This window comes from Mesorhizobium shonense, from assembly GCF_040545255.1.
Lineage (GTDB): Bacteria > Pseudomonadota > Alphaproteobacteria > Rhizobiales > Rhizobiaceae > Mesorhizobium > Mesorhizobium shonense.
On record NZ_JBEPLM010000005.1, the window covers coordinates 427356 to 451899 of the forward strand.

At 63.2% G+C, this 24544-nt stretch carries 23 protein-coding genes; 20 read left to right on the plus strand and 3 right to left on the minus strand.

What is annotated here, in order from left to right:
- Positions 1-83 precede the first annotated feature (83 nt).
- Positions 84-986 (minus strand): GNAT family N-acetyltransferase, encoded by a 903-nt coding sequence (locus tag ABID26_RS16665; RefSeq protein ID WP_292338763.1) that lies wholly within the window; start codon positions 984-986, stop codon positions 84-86.
- Between the two features lie 235 nt (positions 987-1221).
- On the opposite strand from ABID26_RS16665, the gene argE reads away from it, so the two are divergent.
- The 6 genes from argE (at position 1222) to ABID26_RS16695 (ending at position 7805) form a co-directional block, all read left to right on the plus strand.
- On the plus strand, positions 1222-2346 hold the full coding sequence (gene argE, locus ABID26_RS16670; protein WP_354415971.1) for an acetylornithine deacetylase: 1125 nt from the start codon (positions 1222-1224) through the stop codon (positions 2344-2346).
- 10 nt (positions 2347-2356) lie between these two features.
- Positions 2357-3280, plus strand: coding sequence for a 2-hydroxyacid dehydrogenase (locus ABID26_RS16675; RefSeq protein WP_354415972.1), 924 nt, complete (start codon positions 2357-2359; stop codon positions 3278-3280).
- A gap of 22 nt (positions 3281-3302) precedes the next feature.
- Positions 3303-3656: a cupin domain-containing protein gene (locus ABID26_RS16680; RefSeq protein WP_354415973.1), complete on the plus strand. Its 354-nt coding sequence runs from the start codon at positions 3303-3305 to the stop codon at positions 3654-3656.
- A gap of 155 nt (positions 3657-3811) precedes the next feature.
- Positions 3812-5275 (plus strand): aldehyde dehydrogenase family protein, encoded by a 1464-nt coding sequence (locus ABID26_RS16685; protein WP_354415974.1) that lies wholly within the window; start codon positions 3812-3814, stop codon positions 5273-5275.
- Between the two features lie 10 nt (positions 5276-5285).
- Positions 5286-6329 carry a tartrate dehydrogenase gene (locus ABID26_RS16690; RefSeq protein WP_354415975.1) on the plus strand — a complete coding sequence of 348 codons (1044 nt, stop codon included), beginning with the start codon at positions 5286-5288 and terminating at the stop codon, positions 6327-6329.
- A gap of 18 nt (positions 6330-6347) precedes the next feature.
- On the plus strand, positions 6348-7805 hold the full coding sequence (locus ABID26_RS16695; RefSeq protein WP_354415976.1) for an NAD-dependent succinate-semialdehyde dehydrogenase: 1458 nt from the start codon (positions 6348-6350) through the stop codon (positions 7803-7805).
- A gap of 15 nt (positions 7806-7820) precedes the next feature.
- On the opposite strand, the gene ABID26_RS16700 is transcribed toward ABID26_RS16695, so the two are convergent.
- Together ABID26_RS16700 and ABID26_RS16705 are read right to left on the minus strand one after the other, a co-directional pair.
- Entirely contained in the window at positions 7821-9095 is a 1275-nt protein-coding gene (locus ABID26_RS16700; RefSeq protein ID WP_354415977.1) for an NAD(P)/FAD-dependent oxidoreductase, read from the minus strand.
- Positions 9096-9111: 16 nt separating this feature from the next.
- Entirely contained in the window at positions 9112-9780 is a 669-nt protein-coding gene (locus ABID26_RS16705) for a haloacid dehalogenase type II (RefSeq protein WP_354415978.1), read from the minus strand.
- A gap of 319 nt (positions 9781-10099) precedes the next feature.
- Here ABID26_RS16705 and ABID26_RS16710 point away from each other — a divergent pair, with 319 nt between their 5' ends.
- The 14 genes from ABID26_RS16710 to ABID26_RS16775 all read left to right on the plus strand — a co-directional run bounded on the left by ABID26_RS16710 (position 10100) and on the right by ABID26_RS16775 (position 24477).
- Entirely contained in the window at positions 10100-10939 is an 840-nt protein-coding gene (locus ABID26_RS16710; protein WP_354415979.1) for a GNAT family N-acetyltransferase, read from the plus strand.
- A 129-nt stretch (positions 10940-11068) separates the two neighbouring features.
- Positions 11069-12442: an aspartate aminotransferase family protein gene (locus ABID26_RS16715; RefSeq protein WP_354415980.1), complete on the plus strand. Its 1374-nt coding sequence runs from the start codon at positions 11069-11071 to the stop codon at positions 12440-12442.
- Positions 12443-12712: 270 nt separating this feature from the next.
- The gene (locus ABID26_RS16720; RefSeq protein WP_435528579.1) at positions 12713-13405 is read left to right on the plus strand and encodes an HAD-IA family hydrolase; all 693 of its coding nucleotides are present in this window, start codon (positions 12713-12715) and stop codon (positions 13403-13405) included.
- 64 nt (positions 13406-13469) lie between these two features.
- Positions 13470-15080 carry an ABC transporter substrate-binding protein gene (locus tag ABID26_RS16725; protein WP_292344639.1) on the plus strand — a complete coding sequence of 537 codons (1611 nt, stop codon included), beginning with the start codon at positions 13470-13472 and terminating at the stop codon, positions 15078-15080.
- 86 nt (positions 15081-15166) lie between these two features.
- A complete protein-coding gene (locus ABID26_RS16730; RefSeq protein WP_292344638.1) occupies positions 15167-16117 on the plus strand; it encodes an ABC transporter permease in 951 nt (316 codons plus the stop codon).
- On the plus strand, positions 16114-16965 hold the full coding sequence (locus tag ABID26_RS16735) for an ABC transporter permease (RefSeq protein WP_292344637.1): 852 nt from the start codon (positions 16114-16116) through the stop codon (positions 16963-16965). The genes ABID26_RS16730 and ABID26_RS16735 overlap by 4 nt, the downstream gene beginning before the upstream one ends.
- A complete protein-coding gene (locus ABID26_RS16740; RefSeq protein WP_292344636.1) occupies positions 16962-18617 on the plus strand; it encodes an ABC transporter ATP-binding protein in 1656 nt (551 codons plus the stop codon). The genes ABID26_RS16735 and ABID26_RS16740 overlap by 4 nt, the downstream gene beginning before the upstream one ends.
- A gap of 88 nt (positions 18618-18705) precedes the next feature.
- Positions 18706-19185 carry an Lrp/AsnC family transcriptional regulator gene (locus ABID26_RS16745; RefSeq protein WP_127428399.1) on the plus strand — a complete coding sequence of 160 codons (480 nt, stop codon included), beginning with the start codon at positions 18706-18708 and terminating at the stop codon, positions 19183-19185.
- 469 nt (positions 19186-19654) lie between these two features.
- A complete protein-coding gene (locus ABID26_RS16750) occupies positions 19655-20431 on the plus strand; it encodes an amino acid ABC transporter ATP-binding protein (protein WP_292298208.1) in 777 nt (258 codons plus the stop codon).
- Between the two features lie 85 nt (positions 20432-20516).
- Positions 20517-21287 carry a transporter substrate-binding domain-containing protein gene (locus ABID26_RS16755; protein WP_435528580.1) on the plus strand — a complete coding sequence of 257 codons (771 nt, stop codon included), beginning with the start codon at positions 20517-20519 and terminating at the stop codon, positions 21285-21287.
- 59 nt (positions 21288-21346) lie between these two features.
- Positions 21347-22060 (plus strand): ABC transporter permease subunit, encoded by a 714-nt coding sequence (locus ABID26_RS16760; RefSeq protein ID WP_292298204.1) that lies wholly within the window; start codon positions 21347-21349, stop codon positions 22058-22060.
- A 1-nt stretch (position 22061) separates the two neighbouring features.
- Complete coding sequence (locus tag ABID26_RS16765; protein WP_292298202.1) at positions 22062-22754, plus strand: ABC transporter permease; 693 nt, start codon at positions 22062-22064, stop codon at positions 22752-22754.
- Positions 22755-22765: 11 nt separating this feature from the next.
- Positions 22766-23119 (plus strand): cupin domain-containing protein, encoded by a 354-nt coding sequence (locus ABID26_RS16770; RefSeq protein WP_126099033.1) that lies wholly within the window; start codon positions 22766-22768, stop codon positions 23117-23119.
- 29 nt (positions 23120-23148) lie between these two features.
- Positions 23149-24477: an NAD(P)/FAD-dependent oxidoreductase gene (locus tag ABID26_RS16775; protein WP_435528578.1), complete on the plus strand. Its 1329-nt coding sequence runs from the start codon at positions 23149-23151 to the stop codon at positions 24475-24477.
- The last annotated feature ends 67 nt before the right edge of the window (positions 24478-24544 follow it).

A 24544-nucleotide genomic window follows, 5' to 3' on the forward strand; every position in this document is an offset into this window, starting at 1 on the left:
CGAATTCAATCGGCAGTCGGGTGCAAATTTCATGATAGGAACCGGACTGCTCGCGTTCGTCGCGCAGATCGCGCCTTACTGAACTACCCGAGAGTTTGACTGGCAAGGGCATAGGTCATCGGTGCGGTTGCGCCGCCGACGGAATAATCGGCGAGGCGCTTGCCCATGGACATGGTCAGCACCGTGTCGAAGACAGGCATTCCGCTGTGCGACAGAAATGCGGCGAACTCGCCGCTCTCCATATGGGTATCGACCCGCAGGAAGCCACCCGAATGATCGGCCACGTGCGGCCGGACCACCGCGATGGCATCGGCATCCCGCTGCGCCACCACCGGGCCGATGACGTGGCCGCGGCCGAACGGCCGGCACAGGGCAAAGGCCTTGAGCCGGCCATCGTCGAAGAGCCCGTAGCCGACGGATTGATCGAGCAGCTTTTGGACGAGCGCTTCTCTAAGCACGCCGAAACCGGCGGCGTCGAGTGGGATGATCGCTTGCAGGTGCTCCGCACGCAATTGCCGCACCTCGCCATGCGCCTTGCCCATGCCGGCCGATCCGATCGCATGGACAACTCCCTGGCATTGGTAGACGGTCCTCTCCGGTTGGAAATCCAGCGAAAGATAAAGCCGCCTTGCCGCCCGGGTTGCGTTGAGACGCAGGTTACGCCCGGCGACCTTATCGAAGACCCGCTTCATCAGCCACTGCCCTGCCCCCAGCGTCTGCAGTCTCGGCGAGGTGATGACCATTCCGACCGTCGCGAAATCGGCGCCATGTGGGAACCACATGGCCGAGCCGAGAACGCGGCCGATATCATCGAGCGCCACGAACCCGTGCCCGCATTCGCGCAGGAACTGCCAGTCTTCGGCTCGATGCGGCCATCCCACGGACAAGGAGTGCGCGTGCAACCGGTCGAGATCGATGCCATCGATTTCGCCGATGCGCATCGAGAAGGTATCGATTTTCAAGCTTCCGGACGGCTTCAATTTCATGCCTCTGAAAGATTGCCTGACGGGTGCACGCAATGGCCGCTCCGCCCTGCCAACGCTAAACAACCAGACCGATACGATTTGCTCGAAAGCCCCGCGCCAACGCAAGATTCAACTGAAACACTTCCGCTTTCGGCACGCAATCGCGAAAGAAAGCCCACATCCTCTGCCGAATTGCTGCAGCATGCGGTCGACGGCACCAATCCCGGCGAACCCAAAATGCTTTTTGAGGACAGGAATGGACGTCCTAGACATCCTCGACCGTCTCGTCGCCTTTCCATCGGTCGCCGGCAAGCCGAACGGCGACATTGCCGGCTGGATCGAGGCCCATCTCGCCGAACAAGGAGTGAAGGTCACCCTGCTTCCGGGGCCGGAAGGCGACCGTTCCAATCTTTTCGCGACGATCGGTCCAGCCGATGTCCCAGGCTACGTCCTGTCCGGCCACATGGACGTCGTCCCCGCCGGCGAGCCGCAATGGAGCTCTTCTCCCTTCGCGCTGCGCCGCGACGGCGAGCGGCTCTACGGGCGCGGCACTACGGACATGAAGGGGTTCCTTGCTGCCGCGCTCGCGGCTGTGCCGCACGTGGCGGGCATGCGCCTGGCCAGACCGATCCACCTTGCCTTCTCCTATGACGAGGAGGTGGGATGCCGCGGCGTGCCGCATCTGATCGCCCGCCTGCCAGAACTTTGCGCCAAGCCGCTGGGCGTCATCGTCGGCGAGCCAAGCGGCATGCGCGCCGTGCGCGGCCACAAGGGCAAGGCGGCCGCCCGCGTGACGATGCGGGGCCGCACCGGTCATTCCTCGCGGCCCGATCTCGGCCTCAATGCCATCCACGCCATGGCCGAGGTGCTGAGCGCGACCGTGAGCGAAGCCGAGCGGTTGACGCACGGTCCGTTCGACGCTGCCTTCGAACCGGCCTATTCCTCGCTGCAGGCAGGCGTGATCGCGGGTGGACAGTCGGTCAACATCATCCCGGACACCTGCACGCTGGACCTGGAGGCGCGCGCCATACCCGGCGTCGATCCGGCCGGCCTGCTCGCACCCGTCAACGCAAGGGCCGAGGCCTGCGCATCCGAAGGCTTTCAGATCGAGTGGACGCCGATCAGCGCCTATCCGGCGCTGTCGCTGCCGCAAGACGCTGCACTGGCGGCATTGCTGCATGGGCTTACCGGCGAAGAGCCGCTTGCCGCCGTCAGCTACGGCACGGAGGCCGGGCTTTACCAGGCCGCCGGCTTCGACGCGATCATCTGCGGCCCCGGCGATATCGGCCGCGCCCACAAGCCGGACGAATATATCCTTGCCAGCGAACTCGCCGCCTGCCAGCGGATGATCGAGGCGCTGGGCGCGGGCTGCGCGGTCTGAGGGCACCGGAATGACATTCCTGTTCAACTCCGATGCGCGCCGCGGGGCTGTCTTCGCAGAAGCCTTTGCCACAGAGTTGCCCGACCTCCCCTTCGCCATGGACGCCGCGACGGTCGATCCCGACGCCGTGCGCTATCTGATCACCTGGACCGTGCCGGAAAATCTCGCCCGCTACAGGAACCTCGAAATCCTGTTTTCCATCGGCGCCGGCGTCGACCAGTTCCGCTTCGACGCGGTGCCTGCGCACGTGAAGATCGTGCGCATGATCGAGGACGGCATCGTGCGTATGATGCAGGAATATGTGCCGCTGGCAGTGCTTGCCCTGCACCGCAACCTGCCGGACTATCTGGCGCAGCAGCGCGCCGGCGAATGGCGCGATATCCCTCAGCTCCAGGCCGCCTCGCGGAGGATCGGCGTGCTCGGCCTCGGGCAACTCGGCCACGCCGTCCTCGACCGGCTGAAGCCCTTCGGCTTTCCGCTTGCCGGCTGGAGCCGCTCGCCGCGGCGGATCGAAGGCGTGACCTGCCATCATGGCGAACTCGGGCTGGATGAGATGCTGGCGGCCAGCGACATACTGGTCTGCCTGCTGCCGCTGACTGAGGACACGCGCGGTTTTCTCGGTGCCGGCTTGTTTGCGAAACTGCCCAAGGGCGCGGCGCTCGTTCACACCGGCCGGGGGCCGCAACTCGACCATGAAGCGCTTATCACCGCCCTCAACAGCGGCCATCTGTCGGCGGCGATGATCGACGTGACCGATCCCGAACCGCTGCCCAAGGGCCATTCGTTCTGGTCGCATCCGAAGATCATCCTGACCCCGCATGTCGCCAGCGTCACCCAACCGGCGACCGCGGCGCGGGCCGTCATCGACAACGTGAAGCGTCACCGCGCCGGGCTCGATCCGATCGGGCTCGTCGACCGGTCGCGCGGCTATTGAAATCCAACGGAAAGGCCATCCTTTGTCCCTGCTCAAGACCGTCGATACAGACCCAATCTTTTCGCCGCGCGAATCCAAGGCGCTGCCCGAACGGCTGATTGCCGGCAATCCCGCCTTCAAGACCTGGGCACAGGATGTCGCCAAGGACGACCTCGTCCATACCGGCGTCTGGGAGGCGACGCCGGGCGAGACGCGCTCGATCAAGGGCGACACCTTCGAGTTCTGCCATATCCTCTCCGGCGTGGTCGAGATCACGCCCGACGCCGGCGAGGCGATGACCTACCGCGCCGGTGACAGTTTCGTCATGAAGCCTGGCTTCACCGGAGTCTGGAAGACCATCGAAACGGTGCGCAAGATCTACGTGACGGTCGGCTGACAGGCGCTGATCTGCGCGGAAGATTTTGCCGTCCCCCGCGCTTGGCACGCAACTTTCGTCGGCGGCGGATCGGCGAACAGCGCATGCTGCGTGCCAGCACGCGCTAGGCTCGGGCAAATGCTCGAAAGTGATCGCCCCATGACGTTGAGCTTCGAATGAGCCTGAGCTTCGATCCCGACAAAATTCCCCTCCCCGTCGGCCATTTCGTTGGCGGGGAGCTGATTTCGGCCGAGGGCCGCATCGAGATGCGCCGCCCGTCGGACGGCAAGCCATATACCGCCTGCCCAGTGGCCAGCGCGGACATGGTCGACCGTGCGGTGGAAAGCGCCAAGGCGGCGCTGAAGGCGAGCAATTGGGGCGGCGTCCGGCCGCGCGAGCGCACCAGGGCACTCCAGGCCTGGGCCGACCTGATCGAGGCGGAAGCCGAAACGCTCGCCAAGGTCGAGGCGTTGAGCTCGACCCGCCCTGTCGGCCAGCTCGTCGCCGGCGACATCGCCGTCACCGCCGAGCAGATCCGCTTCTTCGCCGAATTCGCCGACAAGGAAGGCAGCGACCTCGTGCCAACTGACGACGCCAGTCTCGGCATGATTATGAGCGAGCCCTATGGCGTGGTCGGCGCGATCACGCCCTGGAATTTTCCGATCTCGATGGCCGGCTGGAAGCTCGGCCCGGCGCTGGCTGCTGGCAACGCGGTCGTGCTGAAGCCGTCCGAGATGACGCCTTTCTCGGCGGTCTACATGGCGCAGCTTGCCGTCAGAGCGGGTCTGCCGGCAGGACTAATCAACGTGGTTTTCGGCGACGGTCCGACGACCGGCACGGCGCTGACCGGCCATCCCGAGATCGCCAAGGTCAGCTTCACCGGCTCGACCCGCGCCGGCTCGGCCATCATGGAGAACGTCGCCCGCACCGGCGTCAAGCCGATGACGCTGGAACTCGGCGGCAAGAGCCCGCAGATCGTGTTTGCCGATGCCGATCTTGACAAGGCGGCGACGGCAATCGCCGGCAGCGTCACCTTCAACGCCGGCCAGGCCTGCGTGGCCGGCACGCGCCTGATCGTCGAGAAGAGCGTCGCCGACAGCCTGACGGCCGCCATACTGGAGAAGATGAAGGCGGCGCGTCCCGGCCCGACCTGGGACGAGGCGACGCAGTATTCGCCGATCATCTCGGAACGGCAGCGTGCACGTGTCGACGGCGTCGTGCGGGCCGCGGTCGAGGCCGGCGGCGAATGCCTGACGGGTGGCGGCGCAATGGATGCTCACGGCTATTTCTATGAGCCGACGCTGATTGCCAATGTCGATCAGGCCAATCCGGCGATCGTCGAGGAGATCTTCGGCCCGGTCCTGACGGTTCAGACCTTCGAGGCCGAGGAGGAGGCCCTGACGCTGTCCAGCCACCCGACCTATGGGCTGGCCTCCGGCCTCTTCACCGCCGACCTGTCCCGCACCATCCGCCTCGCGCGCAAGCTCGAAGCGGGTACGGTCTGGGTCAACCGCTACAGCCGCTCGCGCGACCACATCCTGCCGACCGGCGGCTACAAGCGCTCCGGCATCGGCAAGGATCTGGGGCGCGAGGCCTATCTCGCCAATCGCAGGACCAAGAGCGTCCTGATCAGCCTCTAGAGAGATGCCGATGAAGTCCTACTCGATCGCCCTGATCCCCGGTGACGGCATCGGCCGTGATGTGACCGCCGCTGCCTGGACGGTGCTGGACATGGCGGCCCGGCATTCAGGCTTTGCCGTAACCGGAACTGAGTTTCCCTGGTCCTGCCGCTTCTTCAAGGAAACCGGCCGCATGATGCCCGAGGACGGCATCGAGACCTTGCGCGGCTTCCACGCCATCCTTCTCGGCGCCGTCGGCTGGCCGGCGGAGGTGCCCGATTCCGTTTCTCTCCACGGCCTGCTGCTGCCGATCCGCAAGGCGTTCGTGCAATACGCCAACATCCGGCCGCACCGCCTGCTGCCGGGCGTGACGGGCCCGCTGCGGGCCGAAAGCTTCGATATCCTGTGCATTCGCGAGAACACCGAAGGCGAATATTCGGGCGCCGGCGGGCGCGTGCATCAAGGCACGCTGGACGAGGTGGCGGTGGAGACCTCGATCTTCACCCGCGCCGGCGTCGAGCGCATCCTGCGCTTCGGCTTCGAGCAGGCGCGGGCACGCCGGGGCAGGCTTGCCTCCGTCACCAAGTCCAACGCGCAGAAACATTCGATGGTCTTCTGGGACGAGATCACGCACAAGCTGGCGGCAGACTATCCGGATGTCGCGGCGACCAGCTATCACGTCGACGCGCTCGCCGCGCGCATGATCATGGCGCCGGAGAGCCTCGACGTGGTCGTCGCCTCCAACCTGTTCGGCGACATACTGACGGACATCGGCGCGGCGATCCAGGGCGGGCTCGGCTACGCCGCTTCCGCCAACATCAATCCGGACCGCTCGGCGCCGTCGATGTTCGAGCCGGTGCACGGCTCCGCGCCCGACATCGCCCATCTCGGCATCGCCAATCCGATCGCCGCCATCTGGTCCGGCGCGATGATGCTCGACCATCTCGGCGAAAGAGACGCAGCCGGCCGTGTCATGAAGGCGCTCGAAGCGACGACCGCTCGGGGCGTTGGAACCGTCGCCGGCAAGGACAGCACGGACGCCGTCACCGCCGCCGTCGTCGCGGCGCTCAACTGATTGCAGGGGTCGTTTCCGATGAAAAGCCTGAAAGACAAAACCCTCTTCCGCGAAGCCGGCCTGATCGGCGGCAAATGGGTCGCAGCCGGCTCCGGCAAGACCGTTGATGTGATCGATCCGGCGACCCAGTTGGCAATCGGCACCGTGCCCGACATGGCCGGCTCCGAGACCCGCACGGCCATCGAAGCCGCGGCTTCCGCCTATCGGGATTGGAAGAAGAAGACCCACGCCGAGCGCGCTGCCCTGCTGGAGGCCTGGCATGGCCTGATGCTCACGCATCTGGACGACCTCGCGCTGATCCTGACGACTGAACAGGGCAAGCCGCTGGACGAAGCCAGGGGCGAGATCCGCTACGGCGCTTCCTTCGTCAAATGGTTCGCCGAGGAGGCACGCCGCATCAACGGCCATACCATCCCCTCGCCCACGGCCGACCGCCGCATCATCGTGCTGAAAGAGCCCGTCGGCGTATGCGGCATCATCACGCCGTGGAATTTTCCCAACGCGATGATCACCCGCAAGGTCGCGCCGGCGCTGGCCGCCGGCTGCACGGTGGTGATCAAGCCCTCCGAGTTCACGCCCTATTCGGCGCTGGCCCTTGGCGTGCTCGCCGAACGGGCCGGCATCCCCGCCGGCGTCATCAACATCGTCACCGGCATGCCGGCCGGGATCGGCAACGAGATCATGGCGAACGAGACCGTGCGCAAGATCTCCTTCACCGGCTCGACCCGGGTCGGTTCGCTGCTGATGCGCGGAGCGGCTGACAGCGTGAAGCGGCTCAGCCTCGAGCTCGGCGGCAACGCGCCCTTCATCGTCTTCGACGATGCCGATCTCGACCTCGCCGTCGAGGGCGCGCTCGCCTCGAAATTCCGCAATGGCGGCCAGACCTGCGTCTGCGCCAACCGTATCCTCGTCCAGGCCGGGGTCTATGATGCCTTCGCCGCGAAGCTCAGCGCCCGCGTCAACGCCATGACGGTCGGGCCAGGCACTCAAGCCGGCGTCGCCATCGGGCCGATGATCAATATGGCGGCGGTCGAGAAGATCAACCGCCACGTCGAGGACGCGCTCGCCAAAGGCGCCGAGATCATCACGAAGAGGCCAGCCTTGCCAGAGGGGCCGCAATATGTCGCGCCGCTGGTGCTGACGGGCGCTACGAACGAAATGCAGCTCGCTGGCGAGGAAACCTTCGGCCCGGTCGCGCCGCTTTTCCGTTTCGATACGGAAGAGGAGGCGATCGCGCTCGCCAACGGCACGCCCTATGGGCTCGCTTCCTACTTCTACACCGAGAACCTGAAACGCGCCTGGCGCGTCGGCGAGGCGCTGGAGTTCGGCATGGTGGGGCTCAACACCGGCTCGGTCTCGATGGAGGTGGCTCCCTTCGGCGGCGTCAAGCAATCCGGCCTCGGGCGCGAGGGCGCGCAGGCCGGCATCGAGGAATATCTCGAGATGAAGAGCTTTCACATGGGAATAGGGCAATAGGGAATAGGCAACAGCCTACCTCACCCTGTCGAGCGCCTTGTAGTAGAGGCCGACCATCGGCAGGAACCAGGGCTTGCCGGAATAGCCGGGAATGGCAGGCCACTCGAGCCCCTTCATCGGATTGCGGTCCTCGCGGCCGAGCATGGCATCGGCCATGATCATGCCGAGATGGGTGGAAAGTTGCGCGCCGTGGCCGGAATAGCCCATCGCGTACCAGACCCCGTCATGGTAGCCGGCTCGCGGAAAACGGTCCTTGGTCATGTCGACCAGCCCGCCCCAGCAATAGTCGATCTCGACCTTGGCGAGTTGCGGGAAGATCGCGGCGAGGCCTGCCCGCAATATCTCTCCGCTCTTGGCGTCGGAGCGCTGGTCCGAGGTCGCCGAGAAGCGGGCGCGACCGCCGAAGATCAGGCGGTTATCCGGCGAAAGCCGGAAGTAGTTGCCGATGTTCATCGAGGTCACGCATGTCCGGTTGCCCGGCATGGTCGCGGCGATCTCCGCGTCGCTCAGCGGCCGCGTGGCGATGATGAAGCTGCCGACGGAGATGATCCTGCGGCGGAAAAAGCCGAAATTCGGCGTCGTGTAGGCGCCGGTCGCCACCAGCACATCGTTGGCGCTGATCCGGCCGCGCGATGTGGTCAGTTCATGTCTGGCGCCGGCCTGCTTGCGGTCGGTCACCGCCGCATTCTCGTGGATGACGGCGCCATGGCGAGCGGCGGCCGTGGCGAGACCCGCCACATAGCGGCCCATATGCATCATGGCGCTTTTCTTCGACAGCATCGCGCCATGGAAGGGCGAGCCGATCTCGGACTTGAGATCGGCCGCCGACAGCAGCGCCGTGTCCGGATCGACCTCGGCATGGACGGCCTCGAAATTGCGGGCGATCGCTTCGAAATGCTGCGGCTTGGAGGCGAGCTTCAACTTGCCGGCGCGGCGGAAATTGCAGTCGATGCCTTCCTCTGCGACCAGCGCCTCGATGGTCTCGACGGATACGTCCAGCGCGCGGTAGAGGGCGCTAGCCCGCTCCTTGCCGAGCTCCGCCTTGGCCGAGAGATAGCTGTGGGCGAGGCCGTTGTTCAGATGCCCGCCATTGCGGCCGGATGCGCCCCAACCCACCCGCTCCGCCTCGAGCACCGCCACCCTCGCGCCGGCCTTCGCCAGCTGGCGCGCGGCGGCGAGGCCGGTGAAGCCGCCGCCGATGATGGCGACGTCATAATGCCCCTCGACCGGGCCTTGCGCCCCGCCGGAGAAGACAGGGGCCGTGTCGTGCCAATAGGAAACGAATTTCATCGGCAATCCGCCTGTTTCAAAGCCCGACCACGCCCGGCAGACCGGAAATATCGGCGATCTCGACATAGCCATAATACGGGTTGGCCGGCTCGTGGTCACGATTGACCCAGACCTTGTTCTTGATGCCGAGATCATGCGCCGACATCAGGTCGTAGCGGAACGAAGACGAACAGTGAAGGATATCCTCCGGCCCGCAGCCCAGCCTATCAAACATATACTCGAAGGCCTTGAGGCGAGGCTTGTATGCCTGCGCCTGCTCGGCCGTGTAGACGGCATGGAACGGCGCGCCGAGCTTCTCGACATTGGACATGATCTGCGCGTTCATGGCGTTGGAGAGGATAACCAGCGGAATTTCCTTGGCGACCTTCGCCAGCCCGGCCGGAACGTCCATGTGCGGCCCCCAGGTCGGGACACGCTCATAGACCATCCTGGCGTCGTCGGCACTGAAGGCGACGGCGTTGCGCTTGCAGGCGCGCTCGAGCGCGTTGTGGATGACGTCGGCATAGGGCTTCCAGTCACCCAGGATCTCATCGAGCCGGTACGCCGCGAAGTTCTTGATGAATTCCAGCATGCTCGGTTCATCCAGCCGGTTGCCATAGAGGTCGCGCGCCGCTTCCGCCATCTGGAAATTGGTCAACGTGCCGTAGCAGTCGAAGGTGATGTATTTGGGCCTGAAAGAAGCCATGTCCGTCGATCTCCGGTGGAAGCACATCCGCGTTGGATATATTTCATCATAGGCCGGCCAGCAGCGGGCCACCTGATCGAAATGGCCTTTCCAAAAGCAGAAAGTTCCGTATCCGCCGTCCGGTTTGGCACGCTGTAGCATCTTGCCTGTCGATGGCGGCGCCGTCCCGCGCCGTGCAGCGCATGTGCCGGAAGCAGTGCCAGCACAAGATGCGGCGCGCACCCCGCGCTACGGCGAAAGATACCGCCGAAGCCGAAACCTTCAGACGATCTGCGGCGCGCCGATGCCCGAGACTTGGGAGCAGACGGAAGGATGCTCCATGCAGCAGTGCGAGATCGAACTCCAGGACTTCGGGCCGGACCATATCGAGGGCGCGGTGGCGCTTTCTCGCCAGGAGAATTGGCCGCATCGTCCGCAAGACTGGCAGATGGCGCTGCAGCTCTCCAGCGGCGCGGTAGCGCTCGACGACCAGGGCCGGGTCGCCGGAACCATCCTGGTCACGCCATACGGTACGGATTGCGCGATGATCAATATGGTGATCGTCGACAGGAACATGCGAGGCAAGGGGCTCGGGCGCCGGCTCATGGAACAGGCCTTCGCGCTTGCCGAGAGCCGTCCGCTGCGGCTCGTCGCGACGACCGACGGCATGCCGCTCTATCAGAAGCTGGGCTTCGTGCCCTCCGGCACGATCCTGCAGCATCAGGGCAAGGTCACGGAGCTTCACACGCCTGACGGCGTGCAAGCCGCAAGCGCCGACGATCTGCCGGAGATCAAGGCGTTGGACCGCGACGCCTATGGCGCCGACCGTGAAGCCTTGATCGATGCGCTGGCCGAGCGCGGCCAATTCGCGGTCATCCGCGGCAACGGCGTGATCGAAGCCTATGCCGCGATCCGCCCGTTCGGACGCGGCGAGGTGATCGGTCCGGTCATCGCGGGAAGTGCCGGTGACGCCAAGGCCTTGATCGGCTTCTTCGCCGCGTCGCGTCCGGGCGCCTTCCTGCGCGTGGATACCGACAGCAGGACCGGCATCGCCGGCTGGCTGACCGAAATCGGCCTCGCCCATGTCGGCGGCGGTGTGGCCATGGACCGCCCGTCGAAGAAGGACTCAGAACAGGTCAGGCCGAAAGTTTACGCCCTCGCCAACCAGGCGCTCGGCTAGAGCCGGATGATCTCGGATCGAGTCGATCCGAAGTCTGAATCCGGCTCTAAATCAAAGAGATAGAGCATGATGTCGTCCGAAAACCGCCTCACACTTTTCGGCATCATGCTCTAGTCACGAGGACAAACAATGCTCGCCAATTCCCTGATCGAACTCGACCGCGCCCATCTCATCCATCCGGTCTCCTCCTATCGCGGCCATGAGGCGCTCGGCGTGCGCGTGCTGAAATCGGCGAAGGGGGCGACCGTGACCGACGCGTCCGGCCGCCAACTCCTCGACGGTTTCGCCGGGCTGTGGTGCGTCAATGCCGGCTATGGCCATGACCGCATCGTCGAGGCGGCGGCCCGGCAGATGCGCGAGCTTCCCTACGCCACCGCCTATTTCGACCTTGGCTCGGAGCCGGCCATCCGGCTCGCCTCGGAACTGGCCGATCGCGCGCCGGGAGACCTCAATCACGTCTTCTTCACGCTTGGGGGGTCGGACGCGGTCGACAGCACGATCCGTTTCGTCCGCTACTACTGGAATGCCAAGGGCGAGCCGAAGCGCGACCAGTTCATTTCGATCGAGCAGGGGTATCACGGGTCGTCGGTGGTCGGCGCGGGGCTGACCGCCCTGCCCGCCTTTCACGCCGGTTTCGGCATTCCCCTTGATTGGCAGCACAAGATCCCCTCGCCTTACCCCTATCGCAACCCCGTAGGCGAGGACGGGAACGCGATCATCGCCGCCTCGCTCGCTGCGCTGAAGGCCAAGATCGAGGAAATCGGGCCGGAGCGGGTCGCCGCCTTCTACGCCGAGCCGATCCAGGGCTCGGGCGGCGTCATCGTCCCGCCGAAAGGCTGGATCAAGGCCATGCGCGAGCTCTGCCGCGAACACGGCGTCCTCTTCATCGCCGACGAGGTGATCACCGGCTTCGGCCGCACCGGGCCTCTGTTCGCTTGCACCGATGAGGACATCGTTCCCGATTTCATGACGACGGCGAAAGGGCTGACCTCGGGCTATGTGCCGATGGGCGCCGTGTTCATGGCCGATCATGTCTACAACGTCATCGCCGATGGCGCGGGCAGCGCGGCGGTCGGCCACGGCTACACCTATTCCGCCCATCCCGTCAGCGCCGCCGTGGCGCTCGAAGTGTTGAAGCTCTATGAGGACGGCCTTCTCGAGAACGGCGTTAGAGCCGGTGCCCGCCTGATGGCGGGCCTGTCGGGCCTGAGCGACCATCCGTTGGTCGGCGAGGTGCGCGGCCGCGGCATGCTTGCGGCGATCGAACTGGTGGTCGACAAGGAGAGGAAGACGCCACTTCCCGCCTCGGCGATGCCGGCGCGGCGGGTCTTCGACAGGGCCTGGGACAACGGCCTCATCATCCGCGCTTTTGCGCACGGCGTTCTTGGGTATGCACCGCCGCTCTGCTGCACCGACGGCGACATCGATGCGATCGTCGAGCGCACGCGCCGGACGCTTGACCAGACGCTGGACGATCCCGATGTCCGCAAGGCCCTTTCATGAAGGGCGATGAATTTTTCGCATCTCGAAATATCGCCGGGGCCGACGATTTCGCAATTTTGTGCCGCAGCCCCGCGCCTTTTCGGCGAATCCAGCGCGGGGGAAGTGCCAGACTGCTTTTAAAGACAAGGCCAGAAAGCCCGAATTTCCGGGCTTTTGAAGAAGGTGAACGCCCTGAGCAGCACGGAATTTTGTTCTGTTCAGCACCAAGCAATTCAGCCGCGCGCAGAGGAGAGCTAGTTCTTGGCCAGGGCCTTTAGCGAATTCAAATACATGACCTTCGATGTGGTCGGCACGCTGATCGACTTCGAGGGCGGCATAACGAGCTGCCTGGCCGGGATTGCCGCCGAGGCTGGCGTTGCCGTCGACGGCGAAGAAGCGCTGGCCCTCTACCGGCAGGCCCGCTACATGCCCGACGCGGGCCTGTTCCCCGACGATCTCGCGCGCGTCTACATGGTTATCGCACCGCGGCTCGGCCTGCCGGCCAACGAGAAATACGGCGTCCGCCTGCGGGATTCGGCCGGCATCTGGAAAGGCTTCCCCGACAGCGCGGCGGCATTGGCCGACCTTGCGAAATCCCACAGGCTGATCGCCATGACCAACGCCCGGCGCTGGGCGCTCGATCATTTCGAGAAGCAGCTCGGATCGCCCTTCTTCGCCACCTTCACCGCCGACGATACCGGCACGGAGAAACCGGACCCGGCGTTCTTCCAGAACGTCTTCGATTTCGTTGCGTCCCGCGGCGACAGCAAGGACGACATCCTGCACGTCGCGCAAAGCCAGTATCACGACATCGGTATCTCCCGGGCGCTTGGTTTGACCAATTGCTGGATCGAGCGCCGGCACGCCCAGAAGGGCTATGGCGGCACCATCGAGCCCGAGCGCTTCACCGTGCCGGATTACCACTTCACATCAATGGCTGCCTTGGCGGCGGCCGTGCGGGAAAGCCTGAAGGAACGAACCTGAACCCAAGCCCGGAAAGCCGCAGCAAGACGAGCATACCGACCAAACCGACAGAAAGGGGAATGACATGACCGACAAGATCACCAACTGGACCAGTGCAGACGATGCCATGGTCGAAAACGCCATCCGCCGGGGCGCCAGCCGCCGCGAACTCCTCAAGATGCTGCTAGCCGGCGGCGCCGCGGTTGCCGCGGGCGGCGTGGTGCTTGGCCGCGCCACTCGAGCCCTCGCCGCCACGCCTGTTTCCGGTGGAAATTTCAAGGCGGCCGGCTGGTCGTCCTCGACGGCCGACACGCTCGATCCGGCAAAGGCGTCGCTTTCCACCGACTATGTCCGCTGCTGCTCGCTCTACAACCGCCTGACTTTCCTCGACAAGGACGGCAAGACGCAGATGGAGCTGGCCGAAAGCTTCGACAGCAAGGACGCCAAGACCTGGACGGTGAAGCTGCGCAAGGGCGTCACCTTCCACGACGGCAAGGACCTCACCGCCGACGACGTCGTCTTCTCGCTGAAGCGCCATCTCGACAAAGCGGTCGGCTCAAAGGTCGCCAAGATCGCCGCGCAGATGACCGGCTTCAAGGCAGTCGACAAGTCGACCGTGGAAATCACGCTCGCCGATCCGAACGCCGACCTGCCGACCATCCTGGCGCTGCATCACTTCATGATCGTGGCGGACGGCACCACGGACTTCTCGAAAGGCAACGGCACCGGCGCCTTCGTGCTGCAGACGTTCGAGCCGGGCGTGCGTTCGGTGGTCACCAAGAACAAGAACTACTGGAAGTCGGGCAAGCCCTATCTCGACTCTTTCGAGTTCATCGCCATCACCGACGACAGCGCCCGCGTCAACGCCCTGATTTCCGGCGACATCAATTTTGCGGCCTCGATCAATCCGCGCTCGATGAAACTGCTGGCGAGCCAGCAGGGCTTCGAACTGTCGAAGACGACCTCGGGCAACTACACCGACCTCAACATCCGGCTCGACATGGATCCGGGCAGCAAGGCCGACTTCGTGGCCGGCATGAAGTATCTCGTCAACCGCGAGCAGATCGTCAAATCGGCATTGCGCGGCCTCGGTGAAATCGGCAACGACCAGCCCGTCTCGCCGGCGAACATCTTCCACAATGCCGACCTCAAGCCGAAGGCCTTCGACCCGGACAAGGCGAAGTTCCACTTCCAGAAGGCGGGCGTCCTCGGCCAGTCCATCCCCGTGGTCGCGTCCGACGCCGCGACCTCGTCGATCGACATGGCGGTGATCATCCAGGCTGCCGGCGCAGATATCGGCATGAAGCTCGACGTCCAGCGCGTCCCGTCCGACGGTTACTGGGACAACTACTGGCTCAAGGCGCCGGTCCATTTCGGCAACATCAATCCGCGCCCGACGCCGGACATCCTTTTCTCGCTCCTCTACGCCTCCAACGCGCCCTGGAACGAGAGCCAGTACAAGTCCGAGAAGTTCGACAAGATGCTGGTCGAAGCGCGCGGCTCGCTCGACCAGGCCAAGCGCAAGGAGATCTACGGCGTAATGCAGACCATGATCTCCGAGGAAGCCGGCACCATCATCCCGGCTTACATTTCCAACGTCGATGCCCTCTCCAGCAAAGTGAAGGGTTTGGAAGCGAACCCGCTCGGTGGCATGATGGGCTACGCAATGGCGGAATACCTCTGGCTCGAAGCCTGAGAGGCGCCTGCCGGGGGCCGGTCAGCCGGCCCCCGGCACTGCATTGCGCAACATTGTTTGGCCGAACGCAACCGCAGGGAGCTTCCATGAAGTCTGGGGTTTTAAACCTCGTGCTGAAGCGGTTGGCGGTCGCGGTCGTCACCCTTCTGATCGTCCTGTTCGCCGTGTTCTTCGCCACCAGCATGCTGCCTGGCGACACGGCGTCGATCCTGCTCGGCCAGGCGGCGACCCCCGAGGCGGTCGCCGGCCTGCGCGAGGCCATGCATCTCAACGACCCGGCGATCCTGCGCTTCCTGCGCTGGCTCGTCGGCCTGCTTCACGGCGACCTTGGCACCTCCTACGCCAACGACATGCCGGTCGCGGCGCTGATCGGCGGGCGCTTCGTCAACACCATGAAACTCGCCGGCATCACCACGCTCATCTCGGTGCCGCTGGCGCTGACGCTCGGCATCACCGCCGCGATGCTGCGCGGCTCCTTCTACGACCGGATCGTCACCGTGCTTTCGATCGGCGTCATCTCCGTGCCGGAGTTCATGGTCGCGACGCTGGCGGTCCTGCTCTTCGCTGTCTATCTCAGATGGCTGCCGGCGCTGTCCTCGGTGAACGAGGCGCATTCGCTGACCGACATTGTGCGCATCTATGCGATGCCTGTGATCACGCTCACCTTCGTCATCTCCGCCCAGATGATCCGCATGACCCGCGCCGCTGTGATCGAAACGCTCTCCACGCCTTACGTCGAGATGGCGCTTCTGAAGGGCGCATCGCGCAGCCGCATGGTGCTGAGACACGCGCTTCCCAACGCCCTCGGACCGATCGTCAACGCCGTCGCGCTCTCGCTGTCCTATCTGGTCGGCGGCGTCATCATCGTGGAGACGATCTTCAACTATCCCGGCATCGCCAAGCTGATGGTCGATGCGGTCGCGACCCGCGACCTGCCGCTGATCCAGAGCTGCGCGATGATCTTCTGCCTCGGCTATCTCCTGCTCATCACGGCCGCCGACATCATTGCCATCATGTCCAACCCGAGGCTCAGATGACCATGGCGCGCGCGGCATCCTCCCGACGGTCCTTCCTGGGCCACAGCTACAACCTCGTGGGCGTCCTGGCCTCGCTGGTCATCCTGGCATGGACGCTCGTCGCGATCTTCGCGCCCTACATCATTCCCCATCCGATCGGCGACATCGTCGACGACGACTATTTCGGCCCGATGCGCCAGGGGCTGTGGCTCGGTTCGGACTATCTGGGCCGCGATATGCTCTCCAGGGTTCTGATGGGCGCGCGCTACACGGTCGGCATATCGCTCGCCGCCGTCTCCATCGCCTGCTTCTCGGGCGTCATGCTGGGCATGATCGCGGCCGTCACCGGCGGCTGGCTCGACACCTGCCTCAGCCGCTTTCTGGACGCGATGAACTCCATCCCCAGCAAGCTGTTCGGCCTCGTGGTCGTCGCCGCCGTCGGCTCGTCGATCCCGGTGCTGATCCTGACGCTCGCCGTCATCTACATCCCGGGCGCCTACCGTTTCGCTCGGGCGCTCGCCGTCAACATCAACACGATGGATTTCATGACCGTCGCCCGCGTTCGCGGCGAGAGCACGGTCTATCTCATCGGGTCCGAGATCCTGCCCAACATCATCCGCCCGGTGCTGGCCGACTTCGGCCTGCGCTTCGTCTTCATCGTGCTCTTGCTCTCCGGCCTCTCCTTCCTTGGGCTTGGCCTGCAGCCGCCACTGGCCGACTGGGGCGCGCTGGTGCGCGAGAACATAGGCGGCCTGCCCTTCGCGGCACCCGCCGTCATCGTGCCTTCGCTGGCAATCGCCAGCCTCACCATCAGCGTCAACCTGCTGATCGACAATCTGCCGCAGAAGATCAGGGACAGGGACGCATGACCAATCTCGTCGAGGTCAGGAACCTGCGGATCGAGGCGACGACCGACGCCGGACGTCTCGTCGAAATCATCAAGGGCGTCAGTCTCGACATCCCGAACGGCGAGATCGTCGCTTTAATCGGCGAGAGCGGCTCGGGCAAGACGACGCTGGCGCTCTCGCTGATGGGCCATGCGCGGCCCGGCTGCCGGATCACAGGTGGCGAGATCAACGTGGGCGGCAAGGACATGGCCGCGCTTTCCGAAAAGCAACGCGCCAAATCACGCGGCACCGACATCGCCTATGTTCCGCAAAGCGCCGCCGCCGCCTTCAACCCTGCCGCGACCATCATGGACCAGGTGATCGAGGTCACGCGCATCCACAAGCTGATGCCGCCCGAGCAGGCGCGCCGGCGCGCGGTCGAGTTGTTCAGGGCGCTGTCGCTGCCGGACCCGGAGGGGATCGGCGCCCGTTATCCGCACCAGGTTTCCGGCGGGCAATTGCAGCGGCTGGCGGCGGCCATGGCGCTGATTGGCGATCCCAACCTGGTCATCTTCGACGAGCCGACCACGGCGCTCGACGTGACGACGCAGATCGACGTGCTGAAGGCGTTCAAGTCAGTCATGCGCGCTGGCGGTATAGCAGGTGTCTACGTCTCGCACGACCTCGCGGTCGTCGCCCAGATCGCCGACCGCATCGTAGTGCTGAAGGGCGGCGAAGTGCAGGAGATCGGCACGACGGCTGAAATCCTTTCGGCTGCCATGCACCCCTATACGCTGGAACTGCTGGCCGCCTTCGAACCGAAACCAAGGCAGACGCAGGCGGATGGAGATTCGGGAGCGAAGCCGCTGCTTCGCATCGACAATCTGACCGCCGGATACGGACCGGTGAAACCTGACGGGCAGCCGGTTATCCGCGCGGTCGAGTCCGTCAGCCTTGTCGTGGAGAAAGGGCGCAACCTCGGCGTCATCGGCGAATCCGGCTGCGGAAAATCGACGTTGGCGCGAGCCATCGCCGGCATCCACCCGGCGGCCTCCGGCGACATCGTGTTCGACGGTAAGGCGCTGGAGCGCGCCGCGAGGAACCGCAGCCGCGACCAGCTGCGCGAGATGCAGATCGTGTTCCAGTATGCCGATACCGCGCTCAATCCGGCCAAGCCTGTCGAGGACATCGTCTCGCGGCCGCTGGCCTTCTATCACCGGCTCGACAGGCAGGCGCGCTCGAAGCGCGTCGACGAACTGCTCGACATGGTGCGCCTGCCGAAGGCGCTGCGCTACCGTCATCCGTCAGAACTCTCGGGCGGCCAGAAGCAGCGGGTGAACTTCGCGCGTGCTCTGGCGGCCAACCCCAAGCTCATCATCTGCGACGAAATCACCTCGGCGCTCGACACTGTGGTGGCGTCCGCCGTGATCGAGCTGCTCAAGGAATTGCAGCGCGAGTTGGGTTTGTCCTACATCTTCATCAGCCACGACCTCTCGGTGGTCGAGGCCATCTGCGACCAGATCATGGTGATGTACAATGGCGAGCGGGTGGAGCAGATCACGCCTGACAAGGTGAAGGCGCCCACCCACCCCTATTCCAAGCTGCTGTTCTCCTCCGTGCCGAAGCTTGACCCGACTTGGCTCGACGGCCTCGTCCGCGATCCCGAGCTGGTCAGCCAGTACGGCCACCGCTGACTACATCGGAAATAGGCCGGAAGACTGGGAGTGACGGCAAGTTTTTCAGCCACGATTGTGTCACCAGATCAACGCGCAGGCAGGCAGAATGAAGCTTGATCGACTGGACTCTCGCTTGCTTAATATTCTGCAGACCAACAATCGCCACGGCACGGAAGAGCTTGGCCAAATGGTCGGCCTGTCGGCAACGGCGGTCCAGCGTCGTCTCAAACGGCTTCGGGAAGGGGGAGCAATCGAAGCTGACGTTTCGATCGTGAAACCCAAGACTGTCGGCCGGCCTATTGCAATGCTCGTGCTGGTTTCGCTCGAGCGCGAACGGGCTGACATCGTCGACCGCTTCAAACAATCGATCCGCCAGACTCCGGAAGTGATGAACGGCTACTACGTTACGGGAGAAGCAGATTTCGTTCTCATCGTCACATCCCGAAGCATGGAAGATTATGAAGCTTTTACCCGGAGATTTTTCTACGAGAATCACGACATCAAGGGGTTCAAGACAATGGTTGTCATGGATCGAGTGAAGGTTGGGTTTTCCATGCCAATCGATTTCGAGCATTGTCTTGATTGATGATGCGTTTAGGCCTGTCAACGGCGTGGTGCAGGCAGCCCGTGATGTGAATCTCTGCAAGAACGTGCCGCAAAAATGGGCGCGAGGCGAGCGCCGATCCGAAGACCTGGTTTACCCTGCCGCGGTCCGACTCCGACGCGTTCGGAGCGTTTCCTCTTACAAACCTACGATTGGCAGGAATTCTGCGGAAATTCAATGGAATAAGACGAAATTGCGTGCCCCGACGGACATAAGCTGAGGTTACGTTTTGTAGTCCTCGAGGGTGGAATGCAGATGGAAGCAGTCGGCCTTGAACAGGAGGGCTCGCAACAGCATCCGTCGCCGAATTTCGTTGAACTGAAATTCGTCTGTTTCTGCGATTTGGCCCCCTTAGGGATCCGAGAATGACGACCAGCGAAGATGTCGCCGAAATGGACCGTCGATCGGTTCTACATCCCTTCACCACGGCACGGACAGGAGGCGCCTGGGCATGGCTCCTGTTCTGAAGGTTCGCGAACTCCGCAAGGCATTCGGCGCGGCCAGCGTTCTCAACGGAGTGAGTTTGCAGATGCGCCAGGGCGAGGTCATTTCGCTCGTTGGTTCTTCCGGCTCGGGAAAGAGCACCGCGCTACGATGCATTAACTTTCTTGAGACCCCGAGCTCCGGTGAGATCGAGGTGATGGGCGATGCGATTTCCGCCTTTCAGAACGAACTCCACGAAACGGAAATCATCAACGCGGCCAATATCAGGATTTTTCGTCGCCGCATCGGCATGGTGTTTCAGAGCTTCAACCTGTGGCCCCATCGAACCGTGCTTGGGAACGTGACCGAAGCGCTGGTCTACGTGCTGCGCAAGAACAAGCGGGAGGCGAATGAAGCAGCGCTTTCGGCGCTATCCAAAGTGGGCATGGCCGATTTTGGCCACCGGTATCCAAGCCAGCTTTCGGGCGGGCAGCAGCAACGCGTGGCAATCGCGCGTGTTTTGGCGATGCAGCCCAAGCTGATGCTTTTTGATGAACCAACCTCCGCGCTCGATCCTGAGCTGGTCAGCGAAGTCTTGAAGGTCATCAGAACGCTTGCCGATGAGGGAGCGACCATCCTCCTCGTCACGCATGAAATGAGGTTCGCTCGGGAGGTGTCGAACCGAATGATATTCCTGCACAAGGGTGTCGTTGCGCAGGATGCCGGGCCGGAAGAACTGTTTCGAAATCCCGCAACCCAAGCGGTGAAGCAGTTCCTTTCCAGCGTGATTTCAACCGCCGCCTGATGGCGGCCATCAAACAGAAAGCAAAGAGGGGTAACTCAGAATGCTCGTAAAGAATACACTTCGCTCAATCTGCGTATCCGGCCTGATGGCGGCGGCAATAAGCGTCGCATGGGCCGAGGACGGCGTCTTACGCGTGGGCACCGAAGGCGATGCCCCCCAGTTCAGCATGGCTGACGCCAACGGCAACGTTACCGGCTTCGACGCCGATATCGCCAACGGCATTTGCGCCGAGCTTAAGGTCAAATGCAAATTCGTGGTGCAGACGTTCAGTTCCTTGGTTCCGTCGATGGACAGCGATCGCTTTGATGTCATCATCTCGGGTCTCGGCATCACCAACGAAAGGATGAAGAAGATCGACTACTCCGTCCCCTATGCAACCACACCCCAGTATTTCGTGGTTCCGAAGGATTCTTCGCTCATGGGACTAAAGAGTCTTGCGGAAATCGAGAAGGCGCTGGCCGGCAAGACCATAGGTGTCGTGAATGGCACCACATACGCGCAGTTCATCAAGAAACATATTCCGACCGCGGACCTGAAGACCTACGACGCCACGACCCAGCAGAATTCCGATCTCGCGGCAGGCCGGCTTGACGCTGCATTCGGCGATTCCCCGACCTGGGTCGACTTCCTCGGCTCACCGGACGGCGCCAACTTTGCCCGCATCGACGTCAAGGTCACCGGAGCGGACGATCACGAGGCGCTGGGCTATGGCATGGGTGTTGGCCTGCGCAAGGGCAATACCGAACTCAAGGCCAAGCTGGACGGCGCACTCTGCAACATGATCGACAGCGGCAAGGTGAAGGCTGCCTCGGAAAACTGGTTCAAGGACGACTACACAATCGCGTGCAACAAGTAATCATCCGACAGGCAACAGACCGTCGCGGCAATGCCGCGACGGTCTGATGGAATGTTTTCATGTTGCACGATATCTGGGTGCTGATGGTCGAGAAGGGCTGGCTCCTTGCGCTGCTGCGCGGGGCCGGTATCACGCTTCTGATCGGCTTTGTTGGCGTGGTTGTAGGATTGGCGGCGGCGATACCGCTTGCCATCCTTCGTTGGCGCCAGGTCCCTGTTCTGTCACAGCTTGTTGATGCCTACAGCATCATCATCCGCGGCGTTCCGGGACTACTGGTCATTTATCTCCTGTTCTTCGGCTCCGTCGACTGGGTGCAGAGAATTGCCTCGGCGTTCGGCTACGCGGATAGCGCCGAAAACGCCTATCCATTCCTTATCGGCATTATCGCGATCGCCGCCATTTCATGCGCGTACTCGATAGAAGTCATACGAGGCGCGCTGCAGGCAGTTCCCATTGGCCTCCTGGAGGCGGCTCGATCGCTTTCTTTGTCGCCGCGCGTGACCTTTTTTCGCGTGACGCTACCGCTCGCCCTCAGGCTGGCTCTGGGTGGGATCAACAACGTGTGGCAGATGACGATCAAGGATACCTCGCTCGTATCGGTCGTCGGTATGCAGGAACTGATGCGAGCGGCAGCGGTCGCCGCAGGAATCACGCGCTCGTCGCTTCTATTCTATTGCTTGGCGGCCGCGATGTTCTTCGCCATGACCGCCGTGAGCCAAGTTCTGTTCAACCGCGCCGAAAACCATTTCAATCGCGGCTTCAGTAGAGGTTAGGATGGATTTCAGCATTGTCACATATGCGGTTCCATTTCTCTTCGTCGGCGCGAAGACGACCCTGCTGATTGCAGTTTTCGGCGTCGGTCTTGGATTGCCGTTCGGCATCCTGCTGGCGACAGCCCGCATTTCCCAGACCGGCACGGTTCGCAAATGCGCCGACTTCTACTGCGCGGTCTTCAGGGGCACGCCGATGCTCGTGCAGATCTTTGTGATCTACTACGGCCTCGCGCAAATAGGTTTCATACGCCACAACGCGGTTTTGTGGTGGCTGATCGGCGACAGTCTGCACGCTGCCATCCTTGCCGTCATTCTCAATACCGGTGCCTATACGGCGGAGATCTTCCGTACTGCCCTGCACTCGCTGCCGCGCGGGCTGATCGAGGCGGCAGAAGCCTGCGGCATGTCCGGGTGGGTGGTCTTCCACCGTATCAAGTTTCCTCTGGCGCTGCGTCAGGCCTTGCCTTCCTACAGCACCGAAGTCGCCGTTATCGTCAAGGAATCGAGCCTTGCCTCCACCATAACGGTGCTTGAAATCACCGGCTACGCGAAACGGCTGATGAGCGAGACATTCGCCATCATGGAAATCTTCGTCGTCACCGCTGCCTTCTATCTTGCAATCAACGTCGTCAGTCTGACTGCCCTGCATGCCATCGAAAGGCGCCTGTCTTTCGAACGGCATTCCGCACGCTGAAAGGGTGCCCCATGTCCAAGCTTACCTTTTTCGATCAGAACAATCTCCCCGAACCCAGGAGAGGCGAACCGCTGCCGGAACGGCGCGTGGAAGGTGATCCCCGGTTTCTAACTTGGGATATCGCGCAGACCGCTGATGGCCAAGTGCAGGCTGGCGTATGGGAAGTCACGCCTGGCGCTTATCGTTCCATCAAAGGCGGGACCTTCGAATTTTGCTACATCCTTTCGGGGGTTTCGGAGCTCATAGAGGATGGGTTCGAGCCGCGCCGAATTGCAGCGGGCGATGCCTTCGTCATGCACCCAGGATTCACGGGGGTCTGGCGGGTGATCGAGCCCACCCGGAAGCTCTGGGTCTCGCGCGATTGAGCGCGTGGATTGAACCAGAGATGCACGCCATGGATCCCATCTCCGCGCGTCCCTTTAAGTCCACGCCGTACTGGTGGGACGACTGCGCGTTTTCTGCTCTGCCGGTGTGGCCGGTGATCCCCAGATGCGACGTCGCCATCGTCGGCGGTGGCTATGCGGGCCTGTCGGCGGCCATCGAGCTCGCGAGGGCCGGACGCAGCGTTCAGCTTTTCGACCGGCAACCGATAGGGCAAGCCGCGTCCAGCCGAAACGGCGGCATGGCGAGCGGCAGCATAAGGCCGGGCCGCAAACAATTGATACGAAGGTTTGGTGAAGCGCGCGCCAATGGCATCTTGATGGAAGGAAAGGCTGCGCGAGAGGATCTTTGGGCCTTTCTCGAAGAGGAGCAGGTGGAGTGCGACTTTTTCCTTTCTGGCCTTTTCGACGGAGCGATAAACGACCGCGAATGCGAAGAGTTGAGCCGATACGCCGAGTTGTTGCAACGTTTTCTAGGGATTGAGGCATTTTCAGTTTCCCGTGCAGAGGTATCGCGATACATCGGCACGGAGGTCTACGCGGGTGGCTTCGCGCGCATGGACATTGGTGGTCTTCATCCCGCCAAGCTGCTGGCCGGCATACTACGGGTCGCCCGGGCAACCGACGCGGTCATTCACGAGGATACGGCGGTGCTGGCGATGGTCGCCGAGGCCGGCGGCGTGCGTGTCGCCACGTCGCGCGGCGAGGTCTTCGCCAAGAAGGCGCTGGTGTGCACCAATGCCTATACTGACAACTTCGATCCCTGGCTTCGCCGTCGTCTCGTGCCGGTGCGGAGCCGTATCGTCGCCACCGAGCCTCTAGGCAACGGCGTCATGGAGCGCCTGATGCCGAAGCGCATGATGTATGGCGACACAAGGCAGCTCAGTTACTACTACCGTCCATCGCCAGACGGCTCGCGTATTCTATTTGGCGGGCGCGACGGCACGACGGAAGGGGATCCGCTTTCTCCAACCACGCACCTGCGGTCCGAACTCGGACGCATATTTCCCGAACTGGCAGGTATTGGCCTGACGCATAGCTGGTTCGGCCAGGTCGCAATGAACCGTGACATGATCCCACGAATGTTTACCGTGGGCGACACCATCTATGCCACCGGGTTCTGCGGATCCGGCGTGGTTTGGGCGCGCTGGCTCGGCAAGAAGGCTGCCTTCAAGCTTCTTGGCCAAACAGAGAAGGCCCTGTCGGCCTTCGACTTCGATCCGCCGCCGAAGGCAGTGCCATTCTACCAGGGCAAGCCATGGTTTATCCCGATCGTCTATTCGCTCTACGCGTGGAGGGACAAGCGCGCGATGCGCCGCAAGAATGAGCGCGAGAAACGGTGATGATCTTTTTCAGCGGTCGCGCGCATGGCGTTGTTTTGCGATGCTTTCGCGGTGCGCAAGACCCTAG

Bases quoted from the DNA above. Each gene is read 5' to 3' on its own strand.
- ABID26_RS16665 (WP_292338763.1), bottom strand. From the start codon at position 986: ATGAAATTGAAGCCGTCCGGAAGCTTGAAAATCGATACCTTCTCGATG.
- argE (WP_354415971.1), top strand. From the start codon at position 1,222: ATGGACGTCCTAGACATCCTCGACCGTCTCGTCGCCTTTCCATCGGTC.
- ABID26_RS16675 (WP_354415972.1), top strand. From the start codon at position 2,357: ATGACATTCCTGTTCAACTCCGATGCGCGCCGCGGGGCTGTCTTCGCA.
- ABID26_RS16685 (WP_354415974.1), top strand. From the start codon at position 3,812: ATGAGCCTGAGCTTCGATCCCGACAAAATTCCCCTCCCCGTCGGCCAT.
- ABID26_RS16690 (WP_354415975.1), top strand. From the start codon at position 5,286: ATGAAGTCCTACTCGATCGCCCTGATCCCCGGTGACGGCATCGGCCGT.
- ABID26_RS16695 (WP_354415976.1), top strand. From the start codon at position 6,348: ATGAAAAGCCTGAAAGACAAAACCCTCTTCCGCGAAGCCGGCCTGATC.
- ABID26_RS16700 (WP_354415977.1), bottom strand. From the start codon at position 9,095: ATGAAATTCGTTTCCTATTGGCACGACACGGCCCCTGTCTTCTCCGGC.
- ABID26_RS16705 (WP_354415978.1), bottom strand. From the start codon at position 9,780: ATGGCTTCTTTCAGGCCCAAATACATCACCTTCGACTGCTACGGCACG.
- ABID26_RS16710 (WP_354415979.1), top strand. From the start codon at position 10,100: ATGCAGCAGTGCGAGATCGAACTCCAGGACTTCGGGCCGGACCATATC.
- ABID26_RS16715 (WP_354415980.1), top strand. From the start codon at position 11,069: ATGCTCGCCAATTCCCTGATCGAACTCGACCGCGCCCATCTCATCCAT.
- ABID26_RS16720 (WP_435528579.1), top strand. From the start codon at position 12,713: ATGACCTTCGATGTGGTCGGCACGCTGATCGACTTCGAGGGCGGCATA.
- ABID26_RS16725 (WP_292344639.1), top strand. From the start codon at position 13,470: ATGACCGACAAGATCACCAACTGGACCAGTGCAGACGATGCCATGGTC.
- ABID26_RS16730 (WP_292344638.1), top strand. From the start codon at position 15,167: ATGAAGTCTGGGGTTTTAAACCTCGTGCTGAAGCGGTTGGCGGTCGCG.
- ABID26_RS16735 (WP_292344637.1), top strand. From the start codon at position 16,114: ATGACCATGGCGCGCGCGGCATCCTCCCGACGGTCCTTCCTGGGCCAC.
- ABID26_RS16740 (WP_292344636.1), top strand. From the start codon at position 16,962: ATGACCAATCTCGTCGAGGTCAGGAACCTGCGGATCGAGGCGACGACC.
- ABID26_RS16745 (WP_127428399.1), top strand. From the start codon at position 18,706: ATGAAGCTTGATCGACTGGACTCTCGCTTGCTTAATATTCTGCAGACC.
- ABID26_RS16750 (WP_292298208.1), top strand. From the start codon at position 19,655: ATGGCTCCTGTTCTGAAGGTTCGCGAACTCCGCAAGGCATTCGGCGCG.
- ABID26_RS16755 (WP_435528580.1), top strand. From the start codon at position 20,517: ATGGCGGCGGCAATAAGCGTCGCATGGGCCGAGGACGGCGTCTTACGC.
- ABID26_RS16760 (WP_292298204.1), top strand. From the start codon at position 21,347: ATGTTGCACGATATCTGGGTGCTGATGGTCGAGAAGGGCTGGCTCCTT.
- ABID26_RS16765 (WP_292298202.1), top strand. From the start codon at position 22,062: ATGGATTTCAGCATTGTCACATATGCGGTTCCATTTCTCTTCGTCGGC.
- ABID26_RS16770 (WP_126099033.1), top strand. From the start codon at position 22,766: ATGTCCAAGCTTACCTTTTTCGATCAGAACAATCTCCCCGAACCCAGG.
- ABID26_RS16775 (WP_435528578.1), top strand. From the start codon at position 23,149: ATGGATCCCATCTCCGCGCGTCCCTTTAAGTCCACGCCGTACTGGTGG.